The organism is Pseudomonas sp. VS40 (assembly GCF_018587885.1).
Lineage (GTDB): Bacteria > Pseudomonadota > Gammaproteobacteria > Pseudomonadales > Pseudomonadaceae > Aquipseudomonas > Aquipseudomonas pergaminensis.
Genome location: NZ_JAGYWD010000002.1, coordinates 348,195 through 370,005 on the forward strand (window position 1 = coordinate 348,195; position 21,811 = coordinate 370,005).

Here is a 21,811-nt window from a genome sequence, read left to right on the forward strand (position 1 = left end):
CTACCCCCGAAAAATAGCATGCATTGGGGGTTTGTCCTCAAATCAGTACGCCAGGGCTGAAACCTTTCATCCATCCGTCAGTTCAGGGCGGTCGCGAAATTGTTCCAAGGCTTGCGGGTTGGCCAGGGCGTCGGTGTTCTTCACCGGCTCGCCGTGCACCACGTTGCGTACCGCCAATTCCACGATCTTGCCGCTGATGGTGCGGGGGATATCGCTGACAGCGAGGATCTTTGCCGGTACGTGGCGGGGCGTGGTGTTGGCGCGGATCACCTGGCGGATCTGCTGTTCGAGGGCGGCGTCCAGTTCGACGCCGTCGTTGAGGCGGACAAACAGCACCACCCGCACGTCGTCCTGCCAGCGTTGGCCGATCGCCAGGCTCTCTTGCACCTGTGGGATTTTTTCCACCTGGCGATAAATCTCTGCCGTGCCGATGCGCACGCCACCGGGGTTGAGCACCGCGTCGGAGCGCCCGTGAATCAGCAGGCTGCCGTTGGGGCGTTGCTCGGCGTAGTCACCCTGGGCCCACACGCCGGGAAACTGGCTGAAGTAGGAGGCGCGCAGCTTCTGGCGGTCCGGGTCGTTCCACAGGCCAATGGGCATGGCCGGGAAGTGCCGGGTGCACACCAGTTCGCCTTTTTCGCCGACCAGGGGTTGGCCTTGGTCGTCCCACACTTCAATGGCCATCGCCAGGCTCTTGCACTGCATTTCGCCGCGCCGTACCGGCAACACCGGGTTGCCGATCACAAAGCAGGAAACGATATCGGTGCCGCCCGACATCGACGACAGGCACAGCTCGGCCTTGATCTCCCGGTACACGTAGTCGTAGCTCTGGGGCGACAGCGGCGAGCCCGTCGAAATCAGCCCTTTAAGGCTACCCAGGTCATGGCTCAGGCGCGGTTGCAGCCCGGCTTTTTCCAGGGTGGCGAGAAACTTGGGGCTGGTGCCGAACACGCTGATCTGCTCCGCGTCGATCAGGTCGATCAAGCGTTCGGGGCCGGGGTGAAACGGCGAGCCGTCATACAGCACCGCCGTGGCGCCGATGGCGAGCACCGACACCAGCCAGTTCCACATCATCCAACCGCAGGTGGTGTAGTAGAACAAGCAGTCCTCGCGGGACAGGTCGGCATGCAGGCCGTGTTCCTTGAGGTGGGTGAGCAGCACGCCGCCGGTGCCGTGGATGATGCACTTGGGCACGCCGGTGGTGCCGCTGGAATAGAGGATATAGAGCGGATGATCGAATGGCACCGCGACGAATTCAGGCGCGCCGCCGGGTTGGTAGAAGTCCTGCCACAGCGAGACGCTGGCGTGGGTCTGATAGTCCTCGATCCTTGCCTGGGGACGCGCGTAAGGCACGATGATCAACTGCTCCAGGGACGGCAGGCGTTCGAGGATTTCATTGAGCTTGGCGGTCTGGTCGATGTCTTTGCCGGCATAGCGGTACCCGGCGCAGGTGATCAGCACCTTGGGCTCGATCTGGCCGAAACGGTCGATCACGCCCTGGGTGCCGAAGTCCGGCGATGAACACGACCAGATCGCGCCGAGGCTGGTGGTGGCGAGCATGCCCACCAGGGTCTGCCAGGTGTTGGGCATGCACGCCGCGACGCGGTCGCCCTGGGTCACGCCGGCCGCCCGCAAGCTGTGTTGCAGGCCGGCGACATGGGCGGCGAGTTCGGCGTAGGTCAGCTGTTCGCGCTGGCCGTCTTCGCTGATGGCTACCACGGCTGGGTGATCATCGCGGCGGCGCAGCAGGTGCTCGGCAAAGTTCAGGGTCGCGCCGGGAAACCACTGGGCGCTGGGCATCTCGGCGTCTTCGATCAGCACCGCGGTGGGCGGGCTGCGAAACTGCACATCGAAGAACGCCACGATGGCCCGCCAGAAATCCGGGCGCTGGTCGATGCTCCACTGGTGCAGAGCCGGGTAGTCGCTGAGCAGCACGTTGTAGCGTTGGTTGATGTAGCGGCGGAACTGGTCCATCCGCGTGTTCGCGATGCGTTCCGGGGAGGGTTGCCACAGAATGTCGGACATCAGCAAGGTCTCTTGTTCTTATCTAGGTCTTCCACACAATACCGTTCAAATGAGGGAGGGGGCTTGCCCCCGATGCGGGAGTATCAGTTGATACATGGGGTGACTGACCCAGCCCTATCGGGGGCAAGCCCCCTCCCACATTTTGAACGCCAGTCTCTGGTGTTACTGGGCCAGCCAGCCGCCGTCGATATTCCATGCGGCGCCGCGCACCTGGCTGCCGGCTTCGCTGCACAAGAACAACACCAGTTCGCCCAATTGCGGCGGGGTGACAAATTCCAGCGACGGTTGCTTCTCCGCCAGCAAGTCATGCTGCGCCTGCTGCGGGTCCACGCCGTTGGCCGCGCGATCATCGATCTGCTTCTGCACCAGCGGCGTCAGTACCCAGCCGGGGCAGATAGCGTTACAGGTGACGTTGCTGGTGGCGGTCTCCAGTCCGACGACCTTGGTCAAACCAATCACGCCGTGCTTGGCCGCCACGTACGCTGCCTTGCCCACCGAACCGACCTGGCCATGCACCGAGGCGATATTGACGATACGCCCCCAGCCCTTGGCTTTCATGCCCGGCAAGCTCAAGCGTGTGCTGTGGAACACCGACGACAGGTTGATCGCAATGATCGAGTCCCAGCGCTCCGCCGGGAAGTCTTCCACCGCCGCCACGTGCTGGATGCCGGCGTTGTTGACGAGGATGTCCACGCCGCCGAATTCGCGCTCGGCGTAGGCGATCATGTCGGCGATCTGCGCCGGGTCGCTGACGTCGGCCGGGTGGTGGCCGACCTTGCCGCCGAACGCCTGCACCTGGGCGATCACCGCGCTGGCGTCGCCGAAGCCGTTGAGGATCAGGTTGGCGCCAGCCTTGGCCAAGCTCAACGCGATGCCTAGGCCGATGCCGCTGGTGGAGCCGGTGACCAGGGCGGTCTTGCCGTTCAATGTCGTCATGAAAACCTCACACAATGCCGGTGGCGTAGAAAGTACCGATCACCACGAACACCGCGAGGGTCTTGATGATCGTGATGCCGAAAATATCCTTGTAGGCTTCGCGGTGGGTCAGGCCGGTGACCGCCAGCAGCGTGATCACCGCGCCGTTGTGGGGCAGGGTGTCCATGCCGCCGCTGGCCATGGCCGCGACGCGGTGCAGCACTTCAAGGGGGATATTGGCCGCATGGGCTGCCGAAATAAAGCTCTCGGACATTGCCGCCAGGGCGATGCTCATGCCGCCAGACGCAGAACCGGTGATACCGGCCAGCAGGGTCACGGTGATCGCTTCGTTGACCAGCGGGTTGGGGATGCCCTTGAGCCAGTCCGCCAACACCAGAAAGCCCGGCAGCGAGGCGATCACCGCACCAAAGCCGTATTCCGATGCGGTGTTCATCGCCGCCAGCAACGCACCGCTGACCGCGCTCTTGCTGCCTTCGGCGAGCTTGCTTTTGATCGCCGAAAAGCCGAACACCAGCACCACAATGATCCCCACCAGCAACGCGGCCTGCACCGCCCAGATCGCGGTGAGCTTGGCGATTTCAGTGGTCACCGGGGCGCTCATGCCTGGCAGGCTGAGGCTGTGGGTCTTGCCGTACCACTGCGGGATCCAGTGGGTGAACAACAGGTTCATCACGCCCACCAGGATCAGCGGCGACAGCGCGATCCAGGGGTTGGGCAGGGTGAGGTTCTCGGCGGTCTCCGGCTCGTTGCGCAACTCGGTGCCATAGCCTTCACCGGCACGCTGGGCCTTGTTGCGCTGGCGCGCCAGGTAAAGCATGCCGGTGCAAAACACAAAGATCGTACCGATCAGGCCCAGCCACGGCGCCGCCCAGGCGGTAGTGTTGAAAAAGGTGCTGGGGATGATGTTCTGGATCTGCGGCGTGCCGGGCAAGGCGTCCATGGTGAACGAGAACGCACCCAGGGCGATGGTGGCCGGGATCAAGCGCTTGGGGATATTGCTCTGGCGGAACATCTCCGCTGCGAACGGGTACACCGCAAACACCACCACGAACAGTGACACGCCGCCATAGGTGAGCAGGGCGCAGACCAGCACGATCACCAGCATCGCCTGGCGGGTGCCGAGCAAGCGAATAGCCGCCGCCACGATCGAGCGCGAAAAACCCGACAGCTCGATCAGCTTGCCGAACACCGCGCCAAGCAGGAACACCGGGAAATACAGCTTGATAAAGCCGACCATTTTCTCCATGAACACCCCGGTAAAGGCAGGGGCGACGGCGGACGGGTCGGTGAGCAAGACAGCGCCGAGGGCGGCGATGGGGGCAAACAGGATAACGCTATAGCCACGGTAGGCAGCCAGCATCAGCAGCGCCAGGGCTGCCAGGGCAATGATCACACTCATGGTGTGTCTCCATCGGATTGTTATTTTTGTGGGGTGAGGCTTTGGAGGAGGGCTATAGCGAGATATGTGCCAAATTCATAACTTATTGATATTCATAAAATTTCTATAAATTTGTAGCGGCATTCTTGACTGTTGTCTCTATTTTGAGACGGATAGGGATCAAATGTGGGAGCTGGCTTGCCTGCGATAGCGGTGTGTCAGTCAACAATTGTCCAGCTGAACCAACGCTATCGCAGGCAAGCCAGCTCCCACAGCAGATTATCTTCATATTGAGATTGTTGTCTCTTTAGTGAGACTGAGCGAGACCCAACGCCACCATTTTCTTGTACAACGTCGACCGCCCGAGCCCCAATCGCTTGGCCGCCTCCACCACATTCCCCTCACAGGCCCGCAACGCCGCGCCGATCACCTGCCGATCAAACCGCTCCCGCGCTGCGCTGAAGCTTTCTCCCTCGACTGCCGCCACCGCGCTGCCACGTTCCACCGGCGTAAAGGTGCCGATGGCTGCGCGGATGGCCGGGGCATTCAACACCAGGTCATCACTGAGCAGCGCCGCCCGCTCCAGCACATTGCGCAACTCACGGATATTCCCTGGCCACGCATGCTGCGCCAGCAGCGCCAAGGCTTCACGGTCCAGTTCGTGCTGGCTGCGCAGTTCTTCCAGGATCGCCTCGCTCAATGCCGGAATATCGTCCAGTCGCTCCCGCAGCGGTGGCACTTGGATCGGCAACACGTTGAGCCGGTAATACAGGTCGGCACGGAATTCGCCGCGCTTGATCGCCGCTTCCAGGTCCATGGACGTGGCGGCGATCACCCGCACATCGCTGTGCAGCATCTCGTTGGAGCCGACCGGCTCGAATTCCTTCTCCTGCAACACCCTCAGCAATTTGCTTTGCAGCGGCAGGGGCATGTCGCCGATTTCATCGAGGAACAAGGTGCCGCCCTGGGCAATCTGGAACTTGCCCGGACGGCCCTTGCGGTCGGCGCCGGTAAACGCACCCGGTGCGGTGCCGAAGAACTCGGCTTCGAGCAGGTCAGCCGGAATGGCGGCACTGTTGATGCTGACAAAGGCCTTGTGCGCCCGGGTGGAAGCACCGTGAATCGCCTGGGCGAGCAACTCCTTGCCGGTGCCGGTCTCGCCCAGCAGCAGCACCGGCGACTCGGCACTCGCGCTGCGCCGCGCCCGGCGTTTCACTTCGAGGCTGGCGGCGCTGGTGCCGATGAAATGCGCAAAGTTGTACTTGCTCTGGCGTGAGCGCAGCAGCGAGCGCGTGGAAGCCAATTCCTGCTGCATGCTCAGGTAGCGCTCGATCAGCGGTGACAGGTTGCGCAACTCATCAAACAGCGCAAACCCGATCGCCCCGATCACCGCGCCCGCCTCGTTGTGGATCGGCAGGCGCATCACCACCAGCGGGCCCTTGGGCGTGTCCTGGATATCCAGCAGGATCGGCTGGTCATTGCGCACCACCTGGCGCAACAGGCTGTTGGAAATCACCTGTTCACACGGCTGGCCGATGGCCTCGTCGGCGCTCTTGAGGCCGAAACGCTTGGCGTAGCGCTCGTTCATCCACACGATATTGGCGTCGCGGTCGACAATCACCGTGCCTTCGCTGGACTGTTCGATGATCTCGAACAGCGACTGGATGGCCAGGCCACGCACCTGCTGATAGTCCTTGAGGTTATCGGTGATGTTCATGTTTAGGCTACCAACACAAATTGGACATGGAATCGCGATTCTTGTGGGAGCGGGCTTGCTCGCGAAGGCGGCGTGTCAGCAAGCATATCCGGCACTGATACACCGCTTTCGCGAGCAAGCCCGCTCCCACAGAGGGCGTGTTTACAAGGGAATATGCGCCGCTGCCAGCAGCTCTTTGGTGTACGGATGTTGCGGTGCATCGAACACTTTATGGCTGGCGCCGCGCTCCACCACCTGGCCGTCCTTGATCACGATCATGTCATGGGCCATGGCGCGCACCACGGCCAGGTCATGGCTGATAAACAGGTAAGTCAGGCCGTACTTGTCTTGCAGCTCGCGCAGCAACGCCACCACTTGTTTCTGTACGGTGCGGTCAAGGGCCGAGGTCGGCTCATCGAGCAGCATCAGCGCCGGCTTGAGCACCAGCGCGCGGGCGATGGCGATGCGTTGGCGCTGGCCACCGGAAAACTCATGGGGGTAACGGTGCCGGCTGGCGGGGTCGAGGCCCACGTCCTTGAGCACCTGGATCACCTGCGCATCGCGGTCGGCCAGGCTGCACGGCGCGTGCACCTCCAGGCCTTCGCTGATGATCTGCTCCACGGTCATGCGTGGGCTGAGGCTGCCGTAGGGGTCCTGGAACACCACCTGCATCTGCTTGCGCCATGGGCGCATCTGCTGGTTATTCAGCGGGTCGAGGGCTTCGCCCTGGAAGCGGATGCTGCCGGTGGAGTCCAGCAGCCGCAGGATCGCCTGGCCCAGGGTGGATTTGCCCGAGCCGGACTCGCCGACAATCCCCAGGGTCTTGCCGCGTTGCACGCTGAGGCTGATGCCGTCTACAGCACGCAGGTAGGTCTTGCGCCGGAACAACCCGCCGCCGAGGGGGAACTGCACGGTCAGGTCGTCCACCTGCAAAACGGTTTCGCGTTCGTCACTGCACAGCGCATCACCGTCCGGTTCGGCGTCCAGCAGCAGGCGGCTATACGGGTGTTGCGGCGCATTGAACAGGCTCTGGCAGTCGGCCTGCTCGACAATCTCGCCGGCGCGCATCACGCACACGCGCTGGGCGATGCTGCGCACCAGGTTGAGGTCGTGGCTGATCAGCAGCAGCGACATGCCCAAGCGTTGTTGCAGGGACTTGAGCAGCAGCAGGATCTTGCGCTGCACGGTCACGTCCAGCGCAGTGGTGGGTTCGTCGGCGATCAGCAGTTCCGGCTCGCAGGCCAGGGCCATGGCGATCATCACCCGCTGGCGTTGCCCGCCGGACAGTTGATGAGGATAGGCCTTGAGCCGCTCCTGGGGTTTCTGGATGCCCACCAGGTCAAGCAATTCCAGAATGCGCGCCTGGGCTGCCTTGCCACCCAGGCCCTTGTGCAGCAGCAGGGTTTCGCCGATCTGTTTTTCGATGCTGTGCAGCGGGTTGAGCGAGGTCATCGGCTCTTGGAAGATCATGGCAATGCGGTTGCCGCGCAGCTTCTGCAAGATGGTAGCCGAGGCGCCGACCAGTTCCTGGCCACGGTACTTGATGGAGCCGGTGGTTTCAGTGCCGGCCTCCGGGAGCAATTGCAGGATCGAATGGGCCGTCACCGACTTGCCCGAGCCCGACTCACCCACCAGCGCCAGGCACTCGCCGGGGCGCACGTCCAGGCACAGGTTGCGCACCACAGTCTGGCCGCTGAAGGCGACGCTGAGGTCGCGGATTTCGATCAGGTTCATAGGGGGGCACTCATGAGCGTGGGTCGAAGGCATCACGCAATGCCTCGCCGATAAAAACCAACAGCGACAGGATCAGCGCCAGTGTGAAGAACGCCGTCAGGCCCAGCCAGGGCGCTTGCAGGTTCTGCTTGCCCTGGGCGATCAGCTCACCCAGGGACGCGCTGCCGGCGGGCATGCCGAAGCCGAGGAAATCCAGGGCGCTCAGGGTAGAAATCGCCCCGGTCAGGATAAACGGCAGGTAGCTCAAGGTGGCCGTCATGGCGTTGGGCAGGATATGCCGGCGGATGATCTTGCCGTCGCCCAGGCCCAGGGCCCGTGCAGCCTTGACGTATTCCAGGTTGCGCCCGCGCAGGAACTCGGCGCGCACCACGTCCACCAGGGCCAGCCAGGAAAACAGCGCCATGATCCCCAGCAGCCACCAGAAATTCGGTTCGACAAAACCCGACAGGATGATCAGCAGGTACAGCACCGGCAGCCCGGACCACACCTCCAGCACGCGCTGGCCAATCAAATCCACCCAGCCGCCGTAATAGCCCTGCAATGCGCCGGCCGCAATCCCGATGGCGGCGCTGATCGCAGTGAGCGCCAGGGCAAACAGGATCGACACCCGCGCACCAAAGATCACCCGCGCCAACACATCCCGTGATTGGTCGTCAGTGCCCAGCCAGTTCACCGCCGAGGGCGGGCTGGGGGCAGGGTGGGTCAGTTCGTAGTTGGGCGTGTCGTCGCTGAACGGGATCGGCGGAAACAGCATCCAGCCGCCGTCCTGCTTGATCAGCTTTTGCACGTAGTCACTGCGGTAGTCGGCCTGGAAGGGTAACTGGCCGCCAAACTGTTGCTCGGTGTACCGCTTGAACACCGGGAAATACAGCTCGTTCTTGAAACTCAGCACAAGGGGCTTGTCATTGGCGATCAACTCACCGCCGAGGGTGAGGATAAACAGGCCGATAAACAGCCACAGCGACCACCAGCCACGCCGGTTTTTCTTGAACCGTTCGAAACGCCGGCGTGCCACGGGAGACAGGTTAAGCATCAGGCGTTCCTCGCGGCGAAGTCGATACGCGGGTCCACCAGGGTGTAGCAGAGGTCACCGATGAGCTTTATCAAGAGGCCGAACAACGTGAAGATGAACAACGAACCGAACACCACCGGATAATCGCGGGACACCGCAGCTTCGTAGCTCATGCGCCCCAGGCCATCGAGGGAAAAGATCACTTCGATCAACAGGGAGCCGGCGAAGAACACGGCGATGAACGCCTGGGGAATGCCGGAGATCACCAGCAACATCGCGTTGCGGAACACATGCCCGTAAAGCACGCGCCGCTCGCTCAAGCCCTTGGCGCGCGCGGTCACCACGTACTGGCGCGTGATTTCATTGAGGAATGAGTTTTTGGTGAGGATGGTCAGCGTGGCGAACCCGCCGATCACCAACGAGGTCACGGGCAAGACCAGGTGCCAGAAATAGTCGGCGATCTTGCCCACAGTGCTCAGCTCATCGAAGTTCTCCGACACCAACCCGCGCACCGGGAACCAGTTCAGCGACGTACCACCGGCAAACACCACGATCAGGAACATCGCGAACAGGAACGCCGGCATGGCATAGCCGATGACAATCGCGGTGCTGCTCCACACGTCAAAGCTGCTGCCGTGGCGCACGGCCTTGCGAATCCCCAGGGGGATCGACACCAGGTAGGTGATCAGCGTGGCCCACAGGCCGAGGGAAATGGTCACCGGCATTTTTTCCAGGATCAGGTCGATCACGGTCTTGCCGCGAAAGAAACTGTTGCCGAAGTCCAGCTGGGCATAGCTCTTGAGCATCAGCCACAGGCGTTCCGGCGCGGGCTTGTCGAAGCCGTACTGTTTCTCGATGTCGGCGATCAGCTTCGGGTCCAGGCCACGGCTGGCGCGAGAGCCGCCGCTGATGCCTTCGCCGGACGAGCCGCCGACACCGCCGCCGCCGATCCCTTGCAGGTGGGCGATGGCCTGTTCCACCGGGCCGCCAGGGGCGGCCTGCACGATCACGAAATTCACCAGCAGGATGATCACCAGCGTCGGGATGATCAGCAGCAGGCGCCGCACGATATAGGCGAACATCAGCGCGCACCTCCGCGTTTTTTCAGTTCAGCGTTCATTTGCTCGTTGGTCAGTGGCGTGGGGCTGATTTCCCACCAGGTTTCCAGGGCTTCGTCGTTTTTCGCCTCGATGGCCGGGCGGCCGAAGCGGTTCCACCACGCGGCGGACGTGCCGGGCGGGTAGTAGTTGGGGATCCACAGGTAGTTCCATTGCAGCACGCGGTCCAGCGCGTGGGCGTAGGTGAGCATCTGCGCTTGGGTATCGGCCTTGACCAGGCCCTTGATCAGGCTGTCGACGGCCGGGTCCTTGAGCACCATGTAGTTGTTGGCACCGGGGTCAAAAGCGGCGGCCGAGCCGAAATAGTTGTACAGCTCCATGCCCGGCGATGTGGTGACCGGAAAGCCGGTGACGATCATGTCGTAGTCCCGTGCCATCACCCGGTTCACATACTGGGAGGAGTCAATGCGGCGGATATTCAGGGTGATGCCGATCTGCGCCAGGTTGCGTTTGTACGGCAGCAACAGGCGTTCCAGGCCGCTTTGGGCGTTGAGGAAGGTAAATTCCAGCGGCTCGCCCTCGGCGTTCACCAGTTTGTCGCCGTCCGGTTTCCAGCCGGCTTCCTCCAGCAAGGCCAGGGCCTGCAATTGCTTGTCGCGGATCATGCCGCTGCCGTCGGTGACCGGCGCCTTGAATACCTGGGTGAACACCTCGTCCGGCACCTGGCCGCGCAAGGGTTCAAGAATCGCCAGTTCTTCTGGGGTCGGCGGCTGGCTGGCCGCCAGCGGGCTGTTGGAGAAGAAGCTCTGCTGGCGGATGTACATGTTGCGCATCATCTGCCGGTTGGCCCATTCGAAGTCCCACAGCATCGCCAGGGCCTGGCGCACGCGGCGGTCCTTGAATATCGGTTTTTGCACGTTGAACACATAGCCCTGGGCCGGTTGCGGCATCTCCTTGGCCAGGTGTGCGCGTTGCAGGCGACCGTCATCCAGGGCCGGGCCGTTGTAGCCGATGGAATAACCGGTGGCGGAAAATTCGCGGTTGAAATCGTAGGCGCCGCCACGCAATACCTGGCGGGCCACTTCGGTGTCGCCGAAATACTCCAGGCTCAGGTGATCGAAGTTGTACAGGCCACGGCTGACGGGCAAGTCCTTGCCCCACCAGTTCGGGTCACGGGTAAAGGTGATGGTGCTGCCGGAGTCGATCTTGCTGACGGTATACGGGCCGCTGCCCAGCGGGGCTTCATAGCCGCCGCCGTTGGCGAAGTCGCGGGTTTTCCACCAGTGCTCCGGGAACACCGGCAGGGTCGCGATATCCAGAGGCAGGGTTCGGTTTTCGTTGCTGGAGAAGTCGAAGCGCACCTGGCGCTCGCCCTCGACTTCGACGTGCTTGACGTCGGCGAACAGGGTACGAAAGCGCAGGCTGCCCTGGGTCATCAGCAGGTCGAAGCTGTAGCGCACGTCTTCGGCGGTGATCGGCTTGCCGTCGGCGAAGCGTGCCTTGGGGTTGAGGTAAAAACGCAGCGACAAGCCATCGTCGGCGCGCTCCATTTTCTCGGCGACCAGGCCGTAGACCGTGTAGGGCTCGTCGAGGGAACGCTGGGCCAGAGGGGCGTAGAGCCAACCGTCGACCTGGGACACACCGATGCCTTTGTCGATATACGGCAGCACATGGTCGAAGCGCCCGATCTCGATGGCCGAGCGGCGCAGGCTACCGCCCTTGGGGGCGTTGGGGTTGGCGTAGTCGAAATGGGTAAAGCCGGCGGGGTACTTGGCCGGTTCGCCGTACACCGTCAGGTAGGGTTGGGGCGCCGCGATCACGGCGGAACTGGCCAGCAGCAGGGCCAGGGTCGAGCTCAGCATGTAGGAAAAAGCCAATCGCATTGTCAGCCTTGAACGCCGTATGAAGAAGAAAATGGATTTGTACGCTAACGGCATCAGCGTCGCCAGTCATCACATGCACAACGGCCCACCAAAAGGCGGGCCGTTGTTTATAGCATCAGCACAGACTGGATCAGTCCTGGCGGCTAGTGACTTCCAGCAGGTGGTAGCCGAACTGGGTTTTCACCGGGCCTTGCACGGTGTTGACCGGCGCGCTGAACACGACGGTGTCGAATTCCTTGACCATCTGGCCTGGACCGAACGAACCCAGGTCACCGCCTTGGCGGCTGGATGGGCAGCTGGAGTTGGCTTTGGCGACTTCTGCGAAATCGGCGCCGCCTTCGATTTGGGCCTTGAGTTCGTTGCACTTGTCTTCAGTGGAAACGAGGATGTGACGGGCGGTGGCTTTGGCCATGGGAAGTAACTCCTTGAATAAAAAAGGTGAGCCTACCGGATTCAGTCGGTTATTTCCTGGCAAAGTTCCGCCGGATGACTCGAGTGGCTCAGGCGCGGGCCATGGCGCCGCTGCGGGTAAACCATTCGATAAACAGCGCAAACAGCTCGGCCTGGGAACTGATCGCCAGTTTGGTGTACAGGTTCTTGCGGTGCATGCGCACGGTTTCCGGTGAAATACCCAGGACCTGGGCGGTGGATTTCACCGAATGCCCGCGCAGGATCAAGTGCGCGATTTCCCGCTCACGCACCGTGAGCACGCCGCTGCCGAACCCCATGAACGCCGCTTCTATCTGCTGATGCGCCTGGGTCTGGGTGAAGGCGTCGTCGCTGATTACCTTGGCCAGGCCGCCCGTGGTACCGAAACGCCGCAGCAATTCGCGGACCATGGCCTGGGTGGCCTTCTGCACGGCCAACTGTTGCCCGGTGAACTGGCCGGCGCTCAGGCCCTGGAACATGCACAGCGAAATCTTGCTCTGGGGGCAGAGGTCGACAATGTAGTAGCTCTCTTGGGCACCGCCGCTGCGCAAGTAGTAGGTCTTGTAGTACTCGCTGTTGAAGAAGTCGTCCGGGGCAATCTCGGCCAGGGGGTAGAAACCTTCGGCAAGGCCCTTGTCCACCGCGAGGCAGAAGGGGTCGAGCAAGTAGCCACGGGAAAAGTAGCGGTGGATGATTTCATCCTGGTAGGCCCGGGGAATGCCCTGTTGGTACAGCAGGTGCGGAGGCAGGCCCTGGCGTTCCAGGCTGATCATCATCGATTCGATGGGGGTGAGGGTGCAGAGGGCAGTGGCCAGGTGTTCGAGGAACGACGCCTCGTCCACATGAATAAGCGCCTGGCCCAGGGCGTGGTGCCAGGCTTCCAGTTGCTGCAGGGTGGGGGCAGGGCTGGCGGTCGTCATGACGGCCAGTCTACCCGGCTGCCTGTGCCCAGGCCACCACGCCGAGACAGGCTCGGCGCTGGCGGTCATCGGCCCTGGTACTCGCCGCTCTCGCGCAGCTCTGCCGCTGTGTCGAGGATGCATTCGCGCAAGGTTTCCACCACTTCATCGACCTGGGCGTGGGTGATGATCAAGGGCGGTGACATCACGTTCAGATGCCCGATGGGGCGCACCAGCAAACCCTTGGCCTGGGCGCGCAGGTGGATTTTCTCGCCGATGTTGACGGCGTCTGGCAGTAGCGCCTTGGTGCGTTTGTCGGCGACGAACTCGATGCAGGCCATCAAGCGCTGGCAGCGGATATCGCCTACCAGTGGCAGGTCGGCCAGGGTTTTGAGGCGCTGTTCCAGGTACACGCCGACATCCTCGACATGCGCCAGCAGGTGCTCCCGTTCGATGATCTCGATATTTTTAAGCGCCGCCACGCAGCTCACCGGATGGCCGCTGTAAGTAAACCCGTGGGTGAAGCAGCGACCCTTGCCCGGTTCGCCGATGACTTGCCAGATGCGGTCCGAGAAAATGCACGCCCCCAGGGGCAGGTAGCCGGAAGTCAGGCCCTTGGCGGTGGTGATGATATCGGGCTGCATGCCAAACACCTCTTCGGAGGCAAAGAACGCACCGAGACGCCCGAACGACGTCACCACTTCATCAGCGACATACAGTACGTCGTGGCGCTGGCAGATTTCCCACATGCGCCGGTGGTAACCCTTGGGCGGGATGATCACGCCGCCCGACCCCATGATCGGCTCTGCAAAAAACGCCGCCACGTTGTCCGCGCCGAGGGTGAGCACCTTGTCTTCGAACTCGTTCACCAGGAAATCGAGGAAGTCCGCCTCGCTCATCCCCTCTGGCGCCCGGTAGTAGTTGGGGCAGGAGATGTGGTGGAACAAATCGCTCATGAAATCGAATTCCGGTGCGCGGTCGGCAGCCTTGTTGCCGATGGACATCGTCAGGAACGTGCTGCCGTGGTAGGCACTGAAGCGCGAGATGATGTGCTTCTTGGTCGGCTTGCCGCGACTGTTCTGATAGAACTGCACCAGGCGGTAAGCCGTATCGACCGCCGTTGAGCCGCCCGTGGTGAGGAACACGTGGTCCAGATCGCCAGGTGCCAGGCTGGCGAGCTTGGCACAGAGTTCGATGGCGGTGACGTTGGCCATGTCGCAGAAGGGGTTGGAGTACGCCAGTTGGCGCACCTGGTTGGCGATCGCCTCGGCCATTTCTTCACGGCCCAGGCCGATATTCGTACACCACATGCCGCCGACAGCGTCCAAGTAGCGGTTACCGTGGGTGTCGTAGATGTAGGCGCCATCGCCCATGGCGATGTTCAACGAACCCTGTTCTCGGTGTTCGTCGAACATATGGAAACCGTGCATGTAGTGGGCTTTGTCGGCAGTGTCCAGCGCGTCGTGGTCGAACTGGGCGAAGAAAGCAGGATTTGGCAGGGTCATGGCATTTACCTTCAATGGCTGGGGGTCACTTGCCGGTCTTGACGGCATTCCAGGTACGGGTGATCAGGCGCACGGCGGCCGGTGGCTGGCTTTTCTGGGTGAACAGCCGCTGCATCGTCACTGGGTCCGGGTAGATCGCGGGGTTGTCGCGGACATCGGCGTTGACCAGCGGTTTGGATGCCAGGTTGCTGTTGGCGTAATGGATGGTGTTGCTGACGCCCGCCATGGTCCGGGGTTGCAGGAGGAATTCGATAAACCTGTGGGCATTGGCGACATGGGGCGCGTCGGCCGGAATGTAGAAGTTATCGAACCAGATCAACGAACCCTCCTTGGGGATGAAGTAATCCAGCTTGATCTTGGCCCCGGCCTCCGTCGTGCGAGCCTGGGACGTGGCGTAGTCGCCCGACCAGGTGGTGGCCAGGCACAGGTCGCCATTGGCCAAGCCATTGATGAACCCACTGGAGTCGAATTTGCGAATGTAGGGCCGCACGGCCATCAGCACGTCCTGGGCGGCCTTCAAGTCCTTGGGCGCGACGCTGTTGGGGTCCAGGCCGAGGTAGGTCAGGGCCAGGGGAATCATGTCGGTGGGCGAGTCCATGAAGGTGATGCCGCAATCGGCAAAACGGGAAATCACCTTTGGGTCGAAGATCATCGCCAGGGAGCCGATGGGCGCGTCCGGCATGCGCGCCTTGATCATGTCGACGTTGTAGGTCACGCCATTGCTGCCCCAGGTGTAGGGCGCGGAATAGGTGACGCCGGGGTCGTGGGCCTCCAGGCTTTTGAGCACCAGGGGGTCGAGGTTTTGCCAGTCTGGCAACTGCGCCTTATCCAGGGGTTGGAAGACGTTGCCCTTGATCAGCAGCGGCACCAGGGAGGCGTTGAGCAGGGCCAGGTCATAGCCGGAGCGCCCGGACAGCAGTTTGCCCTGTACGGTTTCGTAGGAATCGTAGGTGTCATAGATCACCTTGATCCCCGTGGCCTTCTCGAAGTCGGCCAGGGTGGTGTCGCCGATGTAGTCCGCCCAGTTGTAGATACGCAAGGTATTGCCTGGGTCGTCGGCGGCCTGGCTCAAGGTGGAGCAAGCAAGCGATACGACGCTGAACAGGACGATAAGGGCTTTACGCATGGGGACCCACCTTGAGTTGTGCGTGTTGTCAGGCCGAGGGACTGATTGCACTGTCAGGCAGGTGGCGGGCAGGCGCCATACCCCGTTCGGGTAGGGTTCAGGTCAGGACGATATAGTCGTTCTGCTGGATGATCGGTCGGTGCGGGCCTTGCACCAGGTGGACATAGCGACCATCCACCAGGTCGATGGGCAGGCAGTCGTCGATATCCAGCACGCCATCGGTGTGGGGCTGGGACCAATGGCGCAGCATCTGTTGCTTGCCCTTGCTCATGGCCTCCTGTTTGTTGCGCGCCACCACCAGCAGGTAGTGGTGGGCTTCGCCAAAGCTGTTGGCCTCGTAACCGCCAAGGTTGATGAAGTACAGGTGATGGGCGCCGGCGGCAGGTGCCAGAGGGCTGATGTCGACTTTCCAGCCGTCGACGCCATCCACCGCCATCCACGAATCGATATGCACGCCTTTTGGGCTGCCGAACCAGTCGGCGCGCAGTTGCGGGTAGGCCGCTTCCAGCGTGTCCGCCACCGCAAACACCACATCGTGAACTTCAATTTTCGCCCGTGGGTGCTTACCCCCGAGCATGACGACAAACAGCATTGCAGGTTCTTCCTGGCGACTTGGCAGAGGCTAACCATACTTCGATTGAACCCTTTTGTCCGGCCAATGCCACACTGTTAATCCGCGAACTCATCAGGAGGTTGTCATGCGTACCATTGATCTGGCGGGCGTTCCCGTCCCAGTCATCGGCCAGGGAACCTGGCGCATGGGCGAAAACCCCGACCAGCACCGCGCCGAAGTCGCGGCGTTGCAACTGGGCATCGACGAGGGCATGACCCTGATCGATACGGCCGAAATGTACGGTGAGGGCGGTGCCGAAACGGTGGTCGGCGAAGCCATTCGTGGGCGCCGCGACCAAGTGTTCCTGGTGAGCAAGGTCTACCCGCACAACGCCAGCCACAAAGGTGTGCCTCGTGCCTGTGAAGCCAGTCTCCAACGCCTGGGCACGGAATACATCGATCTGTACCTGCTGCACTGGCGCGGCCAGTACCCCTTGGAAGAAACCGTCGAAGCCTTCGAGCGCCTGCGCGAGGCCGGCAAGATCGGACGTTGGGGCGTCTCCAATTTCGATGTCGCCGACCTGCAGGAACTCGCATCCCCGGCCTGCGCCACCAACCAGGTGCTCTACAACATCGAAGAGCGCGGCATCGAGTTCGACCTGCTGCCCTGGTGGAAACAGCACCACTTGCCCTTGATGGCGTACTGCCCAATCGCCCAGGGCGGCGAACTGTTGTCCAGCCCGACCCTCAAGCAGATCGCCCGCCGTCACGAGGTCACACCCGCCCAGGTTTCCCTGGCCTGGGTGCTGCGCCAGGACGGCGTCATCGCGATCCCGAAGGCCGTCACACCCGAGCATGTGCGACTCAACGCTGCCGCCGCCAAGCTGGTGCTGGATGAGCACGACCTCGACGCCATTGATCGCGTGTTTGGTGCACCCCAGCGCAAGCACCCGCTAGCGATGGTCTAGTCGCCTGTCAGGCGCGGCGCCGTCCTTGGCGCCGCACCTGGGTAGGCCCGGCTTAACCCGCTACCGGGCTGCGCCAGTCATCCGACCCGGAAGTGCCGGACACTTCATGGGTCCACACGATCTTGCGATAAGTGAAGTACACATCCTCCAGGTGGGTGAAATGGGCGTTGTCCGGGTCCTGGCAGTTGGGCATGCGTGACTGGATGTCCACGATGGTTGCACCCTCCAGTTCGATGGTGAAGTAGTGCTCCTGGGTGCCGGCTGACGAAGTGCGCAGCCATTCCAGCCGGCACTTGACCTCTTCGCCGCTGGTCAATGCGCTGAACAGCAAAGGTGAGGACTTATCGAAGACTTTGCTGATCATCAAGGGCTTGTGGACCCTCTGGCCGGTTGGCTGGCCCGATTGTGGGTCGCGCGGAATGATCACCTGGTGGGAGAAGCCCTGGACCAGGATCTGGTCCTCATGGCCTTCCTGGTAAATGTTGCCTACCGAGTCCTGGGTAAACGTGCCTGCCGTGATCAAACCTTGTTTTACACCGGTAACGGAGAGATACGCGGGTGTTGGCATGACGGAGTTCCTTGTCTGATTGATGAGGTAGTTCCAACCGAAGCGTTTGTCGGCTGGGTAAGTTGCCTATAACAAGAAGCGTGCCTGAAAGTGTTCCGGTCAATGAAATAAGGGGTGTGATGTTGTTGGGAGGGTGATGGTGAGTTAGTTGCGGCAATAAAACTAGAATTTATAGGTGAAAGGGTGCGCGTTAGTGCGCATTTATTTGCTCATGTTATTGGTGTTGTAAATAAACGAATTTTCACAGGAGTAGCAGGAGCGGGTGCGCAAAATGCTGCGCACTCGATAAATTAAGGGTCTTGTAGGAAAAAGATTAAGTAACGCTCCATTGCTTGCTGAATGTTTTAGGCATGACTAAGGTTCGTGAGCTTCGCAGGAAAGCCAGCGAAGTTTACAGGGGGGTAGTTGCCTCTGCTTGTTTCGTTAGTTGCGCAGGATGCCGCATGTCTTATTCAGACAAACTTTATGATCATTACCTTGAACTTGCACGGTCGCCTTGCATGCAAACACGTTTTGCTGGCGAAGACGTGCGGTTTTCGAGTGAGTATGAAGTTCTGGAATATGAGCTGGCCAAGGCGCAATCGATGCATGGCAACGGTCAGCCTGACTGGCACAAAGTGCTGGAGACCGGCGAGTGGGTGTTGCGCCAGCAGTCCAAGGACCTGAGGGTGGCGGTGTGGCTCACCTGGGCATTGCACCAGCGTGAGTCCTACCCGGGGTTGCTGGCCGGGCTCGGGTTGCTGCGCTACCTCTGCGACCATCATTGGCCGCAGGTCTATCCCGAAAAACTGCGTACCCGAGGGGCGGCCTTCGGATGGTTGGTCCTGCGCCTTGAACCCCTGTTTACCCAAGGCCTGGCACTCCAGAACCAGCTGCCGTTGTTTCACGCCGTGCATGAGCACTTGGTGCGTCTTGATGAGGTGTGGGCCGAGCACCTGGGAGATGACGCGCCGTTGCTGTTGCCGATTCGCAGGCAATTGGCCCAGCGCCTGGAGCGTGCTGCGCAGGGCGATTCCCCTACGCCAGGGTTGAGCGGCGTCATTGCCCACGTCAAGCAAGCCACCAGCCAACTGCTCAAGCCCGAGGCCGTGGTGGACAGCGAAAAAGACGCCCATCGGTTACTGCGCGCCTTGCAGGAACAGGCCCGTCCATTGTGTGCATGGTGGTTGCGTCAGAACGCCACTGATCTACGCGCATTGCGCCTGAATCGAACATTGATGTGGCTGGCACTCACCCGCTACCCGGACGCCAGCAACGAACGCGTCAGCGCTCTGCGTGGGCCCGCCCCAGACAAGCTCAAGCGGTACCAGGCGCTTTTCACCCAGGGGCATCACGCCGACCTGGTGCTTGAACTCGAGGCCAGCCTGGCGGGTGCGATGTTCTGGTTCGATGGGTTGCACCTGCTCTGGCAATGCCTTGACGCGTTGCAAGCCGAGCAGGCCAAGACCGAACTGGAAGTGACGTTTGCACTGTTGTTGCAACGCCTGCCGGACTTGCCAGCGTTTTGCTTTCACGACGGCGTACCGTTTGCCGACGCCGCCACTCGCGAGTGGATCACGCTGCAGGTGACGCGTCACCTGCAAAACCCTGAGTCGCCCGCGGTGGTTGTGGATGCCGAAACCGAACCCTGGGAGCTCGCCTTGCAGGCTGCCACGCCTCGCCTTCGAAAAGACGGGCTCAAGGCTGCTATTCAAGCTCTCAAACCCGGCATGCAAGCCGCGCACAGTGATCGCGCACGCTTTTATTGGCGGTTGGCCCAGGCGCGCCTGTGCATCAACGCGGGCAAGCATGAGCTGGCGAAGATCCAGCTCGAACACCTGGACCTCGAACTGCAACGTACCGGCCTGGAGCGTTGGGAGCCGGAGCTGGCGCTTCACGTGATGCAGCTTCTGTACCGCTGCTGCGACCTCCTGCCGCAAGACCACGCCGTGCGCGAGCGCAAGGAAGACACCCATCGCAGGCTGTGCCTCTTCGATCTGGAAGCGGTACTTGAATAGGCTTTCGAGCCACTTGAAAAAGGAAAGACACCATGGCCAAAGAAGGTTCGGTAGCCCCCAAGGAACGCATCAACATCACCTTCAAACCCGCCACCGGCGGGGCGCAGGAAGACGTTGAGCTGCCGTTGAAACTGTTGGTGCTGGGGGATTTCACCCAGCGTGAAGATGCCCGCAAGCTTGAAGACCGCAAGCCCATCGCGATCGACAAGAACACCCTCGATGACGTGCTGGCCAAGCAGGCATTGAGCCTGACGCTGAACGTGCCCAACCGTCTGCAGGAAGAGGCGGACGTTGAGGAACTGGCGATTCAGCTGCGCATTAATTCCATGAAGGATTTCAATCCGGCGAACCTGGTTGAGCAGGTTCCCGAGTTGCACAAGCTGATGGCCCTGCGCGAAGCACTGATGGCGCTCAAAGGGCCCTTGGGCAACACGCCGAGCTTTCGCAAGGCAATCGAACAGGCCCTGGCAGATGACGATTCCCGCGCCAGGGTCCTGGCGGAGCTGGGGCTGGACACTCCTGTCGCCTGACATTCTTCAGTAAAAGGACACTGACCGCATGACCACACAACAACACTCGCTGCCGGCACAAACCGCTGAACACCACAGCATTCTCGACACTATCGTTGCCCAGACCCTGCTGAACGTGGACGACGAGGCGTATGGCATTGCCAAGCGAGGCGTCTCGGCATTTATCGAAGAATTGATCAAACCGCAGAATCAGGGCGAGCCGGTCAAAAAGCGCCTGGTCGACCGGATGATCGCCGAGATCGATGCGAAACTGAGCCTGCAGATGGACGAGATCCTGCACCACCCGGACTTCCAGGCCCTGGAAGCGTCCTGGAAGGGGCTGCAGTTGTTGGTTGACCGCACCAACTTCCGCGAAAACATCAAGATTGAGCTGCTGAACGTCTCGCGCCAAGACTTGCTGGACGACTTCGAAGACTCACCGGAAGTGACCCAGTCCGGGTTGTACAAACACATCTACAGCGCTGAATACGGCCAGTTTGGTGGCCAGCCCGTCGGCGCGATCATCGCCAATTACTTCCTGTCCCCCAGTGCGCCTGACGTGAAGCTGATGCAGTACGCGTCCAGCGTGGCCTGCATGGCACATGCGCCGTTTATTGCCGCTGCGGGGCCGGCGTTCTTCGGGTTGGAAAGCTTCACCGGCCTGCCGGACCTCAAGGATCTGAAGGACCATTTCGAAGGCCCGCAATTTGCCAAGTGGCAAAGTTTTCGCCAGAGCGAAGACGCACGCTACATCGGGCTGACGGTGCCGCGTTTCTTGCTTCGTACGCCCTATGATCCCCTTGAATGTCCGGTGAAGACCTTCGCCTACCAGGAAAACGTGGTCAACAGCCACGAGCACTACCTGTGGGGCAATACGGCCTATGCGTTTGCCACGCGCTTGACCGACAGTTTCGCGCGGTTCCGCTGGTGCCCGAATATCATCGGCCCGCAAAGCGGTGGGGCGGTGGAAGACTTGCCGTTGCATCACTTCCAGAGCATGGGGGAGATCGAAACCAAGATCCCGACCGAAGTACTGGTTTCTGACCGCCGTGAGTACGAGCTGGCGCAAGAGGGCTTCATCGCCTTGACGATGCGCAAGGGCAGTGACAATGCGGCGTTCTTCTCGGCCAGCTCGGTACAAAAACCGAAATATTTCGGTATCAGTCCCGAAGGTAAGGACGCCGAGCTGAATTACCGCCTGGGTACGCAGTTGCCCTACATGATGGTGGTCAATCGCCTGGCCCACTACCTCAAGGTGCTTCAGCGTGAACAACTGGGTTCGTGGAAGGAGCGCACCGATCTGGAGTTGGAGCTCAATAAATGGATTCGCCAGTACGTTGCCGACCAGGAAAACCCCAGTGCCGAAGTCCGTGGGCGACGGCCCCTGCGCGCAGCCCGCATTGTGGTCAGTGACGTCGAAGGCGAGCCCGGCTGGTACCGCGTCAACCTGAGCGTGCGACCGCATTTCAAATACATGGGGGCTGACTTCACGCTGTCCCTGGTTGGCAAGCTCGATAAAGAATGAGCAGAGCCCAG

18 protein-coding genes are annotated in these 21,811 nt (G+C 61.4%); 4 read left to right on the forward strand and 14 right to left on the reverse strand.

The window, feature by feature from the left end; genetic code table 11:
* Window positions 1-66 precede the first annotated feature (66 nt).
* From KHP07_RS06705 to KHP07_RS06765, 13 genes are all read right to left on the reverse strand, one after another.
* Entirely contained in the window at window positions 67-2,025 is a 1,959-nt protein-coding gene (locus KHP07_RS06705) for an acetoacetate--CoA ligase (RefSeq protein WP_214496832.1), read from the reverse strand.
* 162 nt (window positions 2,026-2,187) lie between these two features.
* Window positions 2,188-2,961 (reverse strand): 3-hydroxybutyrate dehydrogenase, encoded by a 774-nt coding sequence (locus KHP07_RS06710; RefSeq protein ID WP_046034061.1) that lies wholly within the window; start codon window positions 2,959-2,961, stop codon window positions 2,188-2,190.
* A 7-nt stretch (window positions 2,962-2,968) separates the two neighbouring features.
* Window positions 2,969-4,360, reverse strand: coding sequence for a GntP family permease (locus tag KHP07_RS06715; RefSeq protein ID WP_099491666.1), 1,392 nt, complete (start codon window positions 4,358-4,360; stop codon window positions 2,969-2,971).
* 286 nt (window positions 4,361-4,646) lie between these two features.
* Window positions 4,647-6,056: a sigma-54 interaction domain-containing protein gene (locus KHP07_RS06720; RefSeq protein WP_214496833.1), complete on the reverse strand. Its 1,410-nt coding sequence runs from the start codon at window positions 6,054-6,056 to the stop codon at window positions 4,647-4,649.
* 141 nt (window positions 6,057-6,197) lie between these two features.
* Window positions 6,198-7,769 (reverse strand): ABC transporter ATP-binding protein, encoded by a 1,572-nt coding sequence (locus KHP07_RS06725; protein ID WP_214496834.1) that lies wholly within the window; start codon window positions 7,767-7,769, stop codon window positions 6,198-6,200.
* Window positions 7,770-7,779: 10 nt separating this feature from the next.
* Window positions 7,780-8,802, reverse strand: a complete 1,023-nt coding sequence (locus KHP07_RS06730; RefSeq protein ID WP_214496835.1) for an ABC transporter permease — start codon at window positions 8,800-8,802, stop codon at window positions 7,780-7,782.
* Window positions 8,802-9,863, reverse strand: a complete 1,062-nt coding sequence (locus KHP07_RS06735) for a microcin C ABC transporter permease YejB (protein ID WP_034104519.1) — start codon at window positions 9,861-9,863, stop codon at window positions 8,802-8,804. The genes KHP07_RS06730 and KHP07_RS06735 overlap by 1 nt, the downstream gene beginning before the upstream one ends.
* Window positions 9,863-11,722: an extracellular solute-binding protein gene (locus KHP07_RS06740; RefSeq protein ID WP_214496836.1), complete on the reverse strand. Its 1,860-nt coding sequence runs from the start codon at window positions 11,720-11,722 to the stop codon at window positions 9,863-9,865. The genes KHP07_RS06735 and KHP07_RS06740 overlap by 1 nt, the downstream gene beginning before the upstream one ends.
* Before the next feature lie 130 nt (window positions 11,723-11,852).
* Entirely contained in the window at window positions 11,853-12,134 is a 282-nt protein-coding gene (locus KHP07_RS06745; RefSeq protein ID WP_003174386.1) for a peptidylprolyl isomerase, read from the reverse strand.
* Window positions 12,135-12,222: 88 nt separating this feature from the next.
* Window positions 12,223-13,071, reverse strand: coding sequence for a response regulator transcription factor (locus KHP07_RS06750; RefSeq protein ID WP_214496837.1), 849 nt, complete (start codon window positions 13,069-13,071; stop codon window positions 12,223-12,225).
* A gap of 65 nt (window positions 13,072-13,136) precedes the next feature.
* Window positions 13,137-14,555, reverse strand: coding sequence for an aminotransferase (locus KHP07_RS06755; RefSeq protein ID WP_078048797.1), 1,419 nt, complete (start codon window positions 14,553-14,555; stop codon window positions 13,137-13,139).
* 25 nt (window positions 14,556-14,580) lie between these two features.
* A complete protein-coding gene (locus KHP07_RS06760; RefSeq protein WP_214496838.1) occupies window positions 14,581-15,681 on the reverse strand; it encodes a polyamine ABC transporter substrate-binding protein in 1,101 nt (366 codons plus the stop codon).
* 97 nt (window positions 15,682-15,778) lie between these two features.
* Window positions 15,779-16,273 carry a DUF1543 domain-containing protein gene (locus KHP07_RS06765; protein WP_078048795.1) on the reverse strand — a complete coding sequence of 165 codons (495 nt, stop codon included), beginning with the start codon at window positions 16,271-16,273 and terminating at the stop codon, window positions 15,779-15,781.
* A gap of 106 nt (window positions 16,274-16,379) precedes the next feature.
* On the opposite strand from KHP07_RS06765, the gene KHP07_RS06770 reads away from it, so the two are divergent.
* Window positions 16,380-17,201, forward strand: coding sequence for an aldo/keto reductase (locus tag KHP07_RS06770; RefSeq protein WP_214496839.1), 822 nt, complete (start codon window positions 16,380-16,382; stop codon window positions 17,199-17,201).
* Window positions 17,202-17,253: 52 nt separating this feature from the next.
* Here the strand turns inward: KHP07_RS06770 and KHP07_RS06775 are convergent, their stop codons facing one another.
* Window positions 17,254-17,769, reverse strand: coding sequence for an Hcp family type VI secretion system effector (locus tag KHP07_RS06775; RefSeq protein ID WP_078048793.1), 516 nt, complete (start codon window positions 17,767-17,769; stop codon window positions 17,254-17,256).
* 443 nt (window positions 17,770-18,212) lie between these two features.
* Here KHP07_RS06775 and tssA point away from each other — a divergent pair, with 443 nt between their 5' ends.
* Genes tssA through tssC form a run of 3 tightly spaced genes read left to right on the forward strand, consistent with a single transcriptional unit; the run spans window position 18,213 to window position 21,800 of the window.
* Window positions 18,213-19,766, forward strand: coding sequence for a type VI secretion system protein TssA (gene tssA / locus KHP07_RS06780; protein WP_214496840.1), 1,554 nt, complete (start codon window positions 18,213-18,215; stop codon window positions 19,764-19,766).
* Window positions 19,767-19,798: 32 nt separating this feature from the next.
* A complete protein-coding gene (gene tssB / locus KHP07_RS06785; RefSeq protein WP_078048791.1) occupies window positions 19,799-20,296 on the forward strand; it encodes a type VI secretion system contractile sheath small subunit in 498 nt (165 codons plus the stop codon).
* 28 nt (window positions 20,297-20,324) lie between these two features.
* Window positions 20,325-21,800 (forward strand): type VI secretion system contractile sheath large subunit, encoded by a 1,476-nt coding sequence (gene tssC / locus KHP07_RS06790; RefSeq protein WP_214496841.1) that lies wholly within the window; start codon window positions 20,325-20,327, stop codon window positions 21,798-21,800.
* Window positions 21,801-21,811 lie beyond the last annotated feature (11 nt).

Bases quoted from the DNA above. Each gene is read 5' to 3' on its own strand.
- KHP07_RS06730 (WP_214496835.1), bottom strand. From the start codon at position 8,802: ATGCTTAACCTGTCTCCCGTGGCACGCCGGCGTTTCGAACGGTTCAAG.
- KHP07_RS06715 (WP_099491666.1), bottom strand. From the start codon at position 4,360: ATGAGTGTGATCATTGCCCTGGCAGCCCTGGCGCTGCTGATGCTGGCT.
- KHP07_RS06745 (WP_003174386.1), bottom strand. From the start codon at position 12,134: ATGGCCAAAGCCACCGCCCGTCACATCCTCGTTTCCACTGAAGACAAG.
- KHP07_RS06765 (WP_078048795.1), bottom strand. From the start codon at position 16,273: ATGCTGTTTGTCGTCATGCTCGGGGGTAAGCACCCACGGGCGAAAATT.
- KHP07_RS06750 (WP_214496837.1), bottom strand. From the start codon at position 13,071: ATGACGACCGCCAGCCCTGCCCCCACCCTGCAGCAACTGGAAGCCTGG.
- tssC (WP_214496841.1), top strand. From the start codon at position 20,325: ATGACCACACAACAACACTCGCTGCCGGCACAAACCGCTGAACACCAC.
- KHP07_RS06735 (WP_034104519.1), bottom strand. From the start codon at position 9,863: ATGTTCGCCTATATCGTGCGGCGCCTGCTGCTGATCATCCCGACGCTG.
- KHP07_RS06755 (WP_078048797.1), bottom strand. From the start codon at position 14,555: ATGACCCTGCCAAATCCTGCTTTCTTCGCCCAGTTCGACCACGACGCG.
- KHP07_RS06720 (WP_214496833.1), bottom strand. From the start codon at position 6,056: ATGAACATCACCGATAACCTCAAGGACTATCAGCAGGTGCGTGGCCTG.
- KHP07_RS06775 (WP_078048793.1), bottom strand. From the start codon at position 17,769: ATGCCAACACCCGCGTATCTCTCCGTTACCGGTGTAAAACAAGGTTTG.
- tssB (WP_078048791.1), top strand. From the start codon at position 19,799: ATGGCCAAAGAAGGTTCGGTAGCCCCCAAGGAACGCATCAACATCACC.
- KHP07_RS06710 (WP_046034061.1), bottom strand. From the start codon at position 2,961: ATGACGACATTGAACGGCAAGACCGCCCTGGTCACCGGCTCCACCAGC.
- KHP07_RS06770 (WP_214496839.1), top strand. From the start codon at position 16,380: ATGCGTACCATTGATCTGGCGGGCGTTCCCGTCCCAGTCATCGGCCAG.
- tssA (WP_214496840.1), top strand. From the start codon at position 18,213: ATGTCTTATTCAGACAAACTTTATGATCATTACCTTGAACTTGCACGG.
- KHP07_RS06705 (WP_214496832.1), bottom strand. From the start codon at position 2,025: ATGTCCGACATTCTGTGGCAACCCTCCCCGGAACGCATCGCGAACACG.
- KHP07_RS06725 (WP_214496834.1), bottom strand. From the start codon at position 7,769: ATGAACCTGATCGAAATCCGCGACCTCAGCGTCGCCTTCAGCGGCCAG.
- KHP07_RS06760 (WP_214496838.1), bottom strand. From the start codon at position 15,681: ATGCGTAAAGCCCTTATCGTCCTGTTCAGCGTCGTATCGCTTGCTTGC.
- KHP07_RS06740 (WP_214496836.1), bottom strand. From the start codon at position 11,722: ATGCGATTGGCTTTTTCCTACATGCTGAGCTCGACCCTGGCCCTGCTG.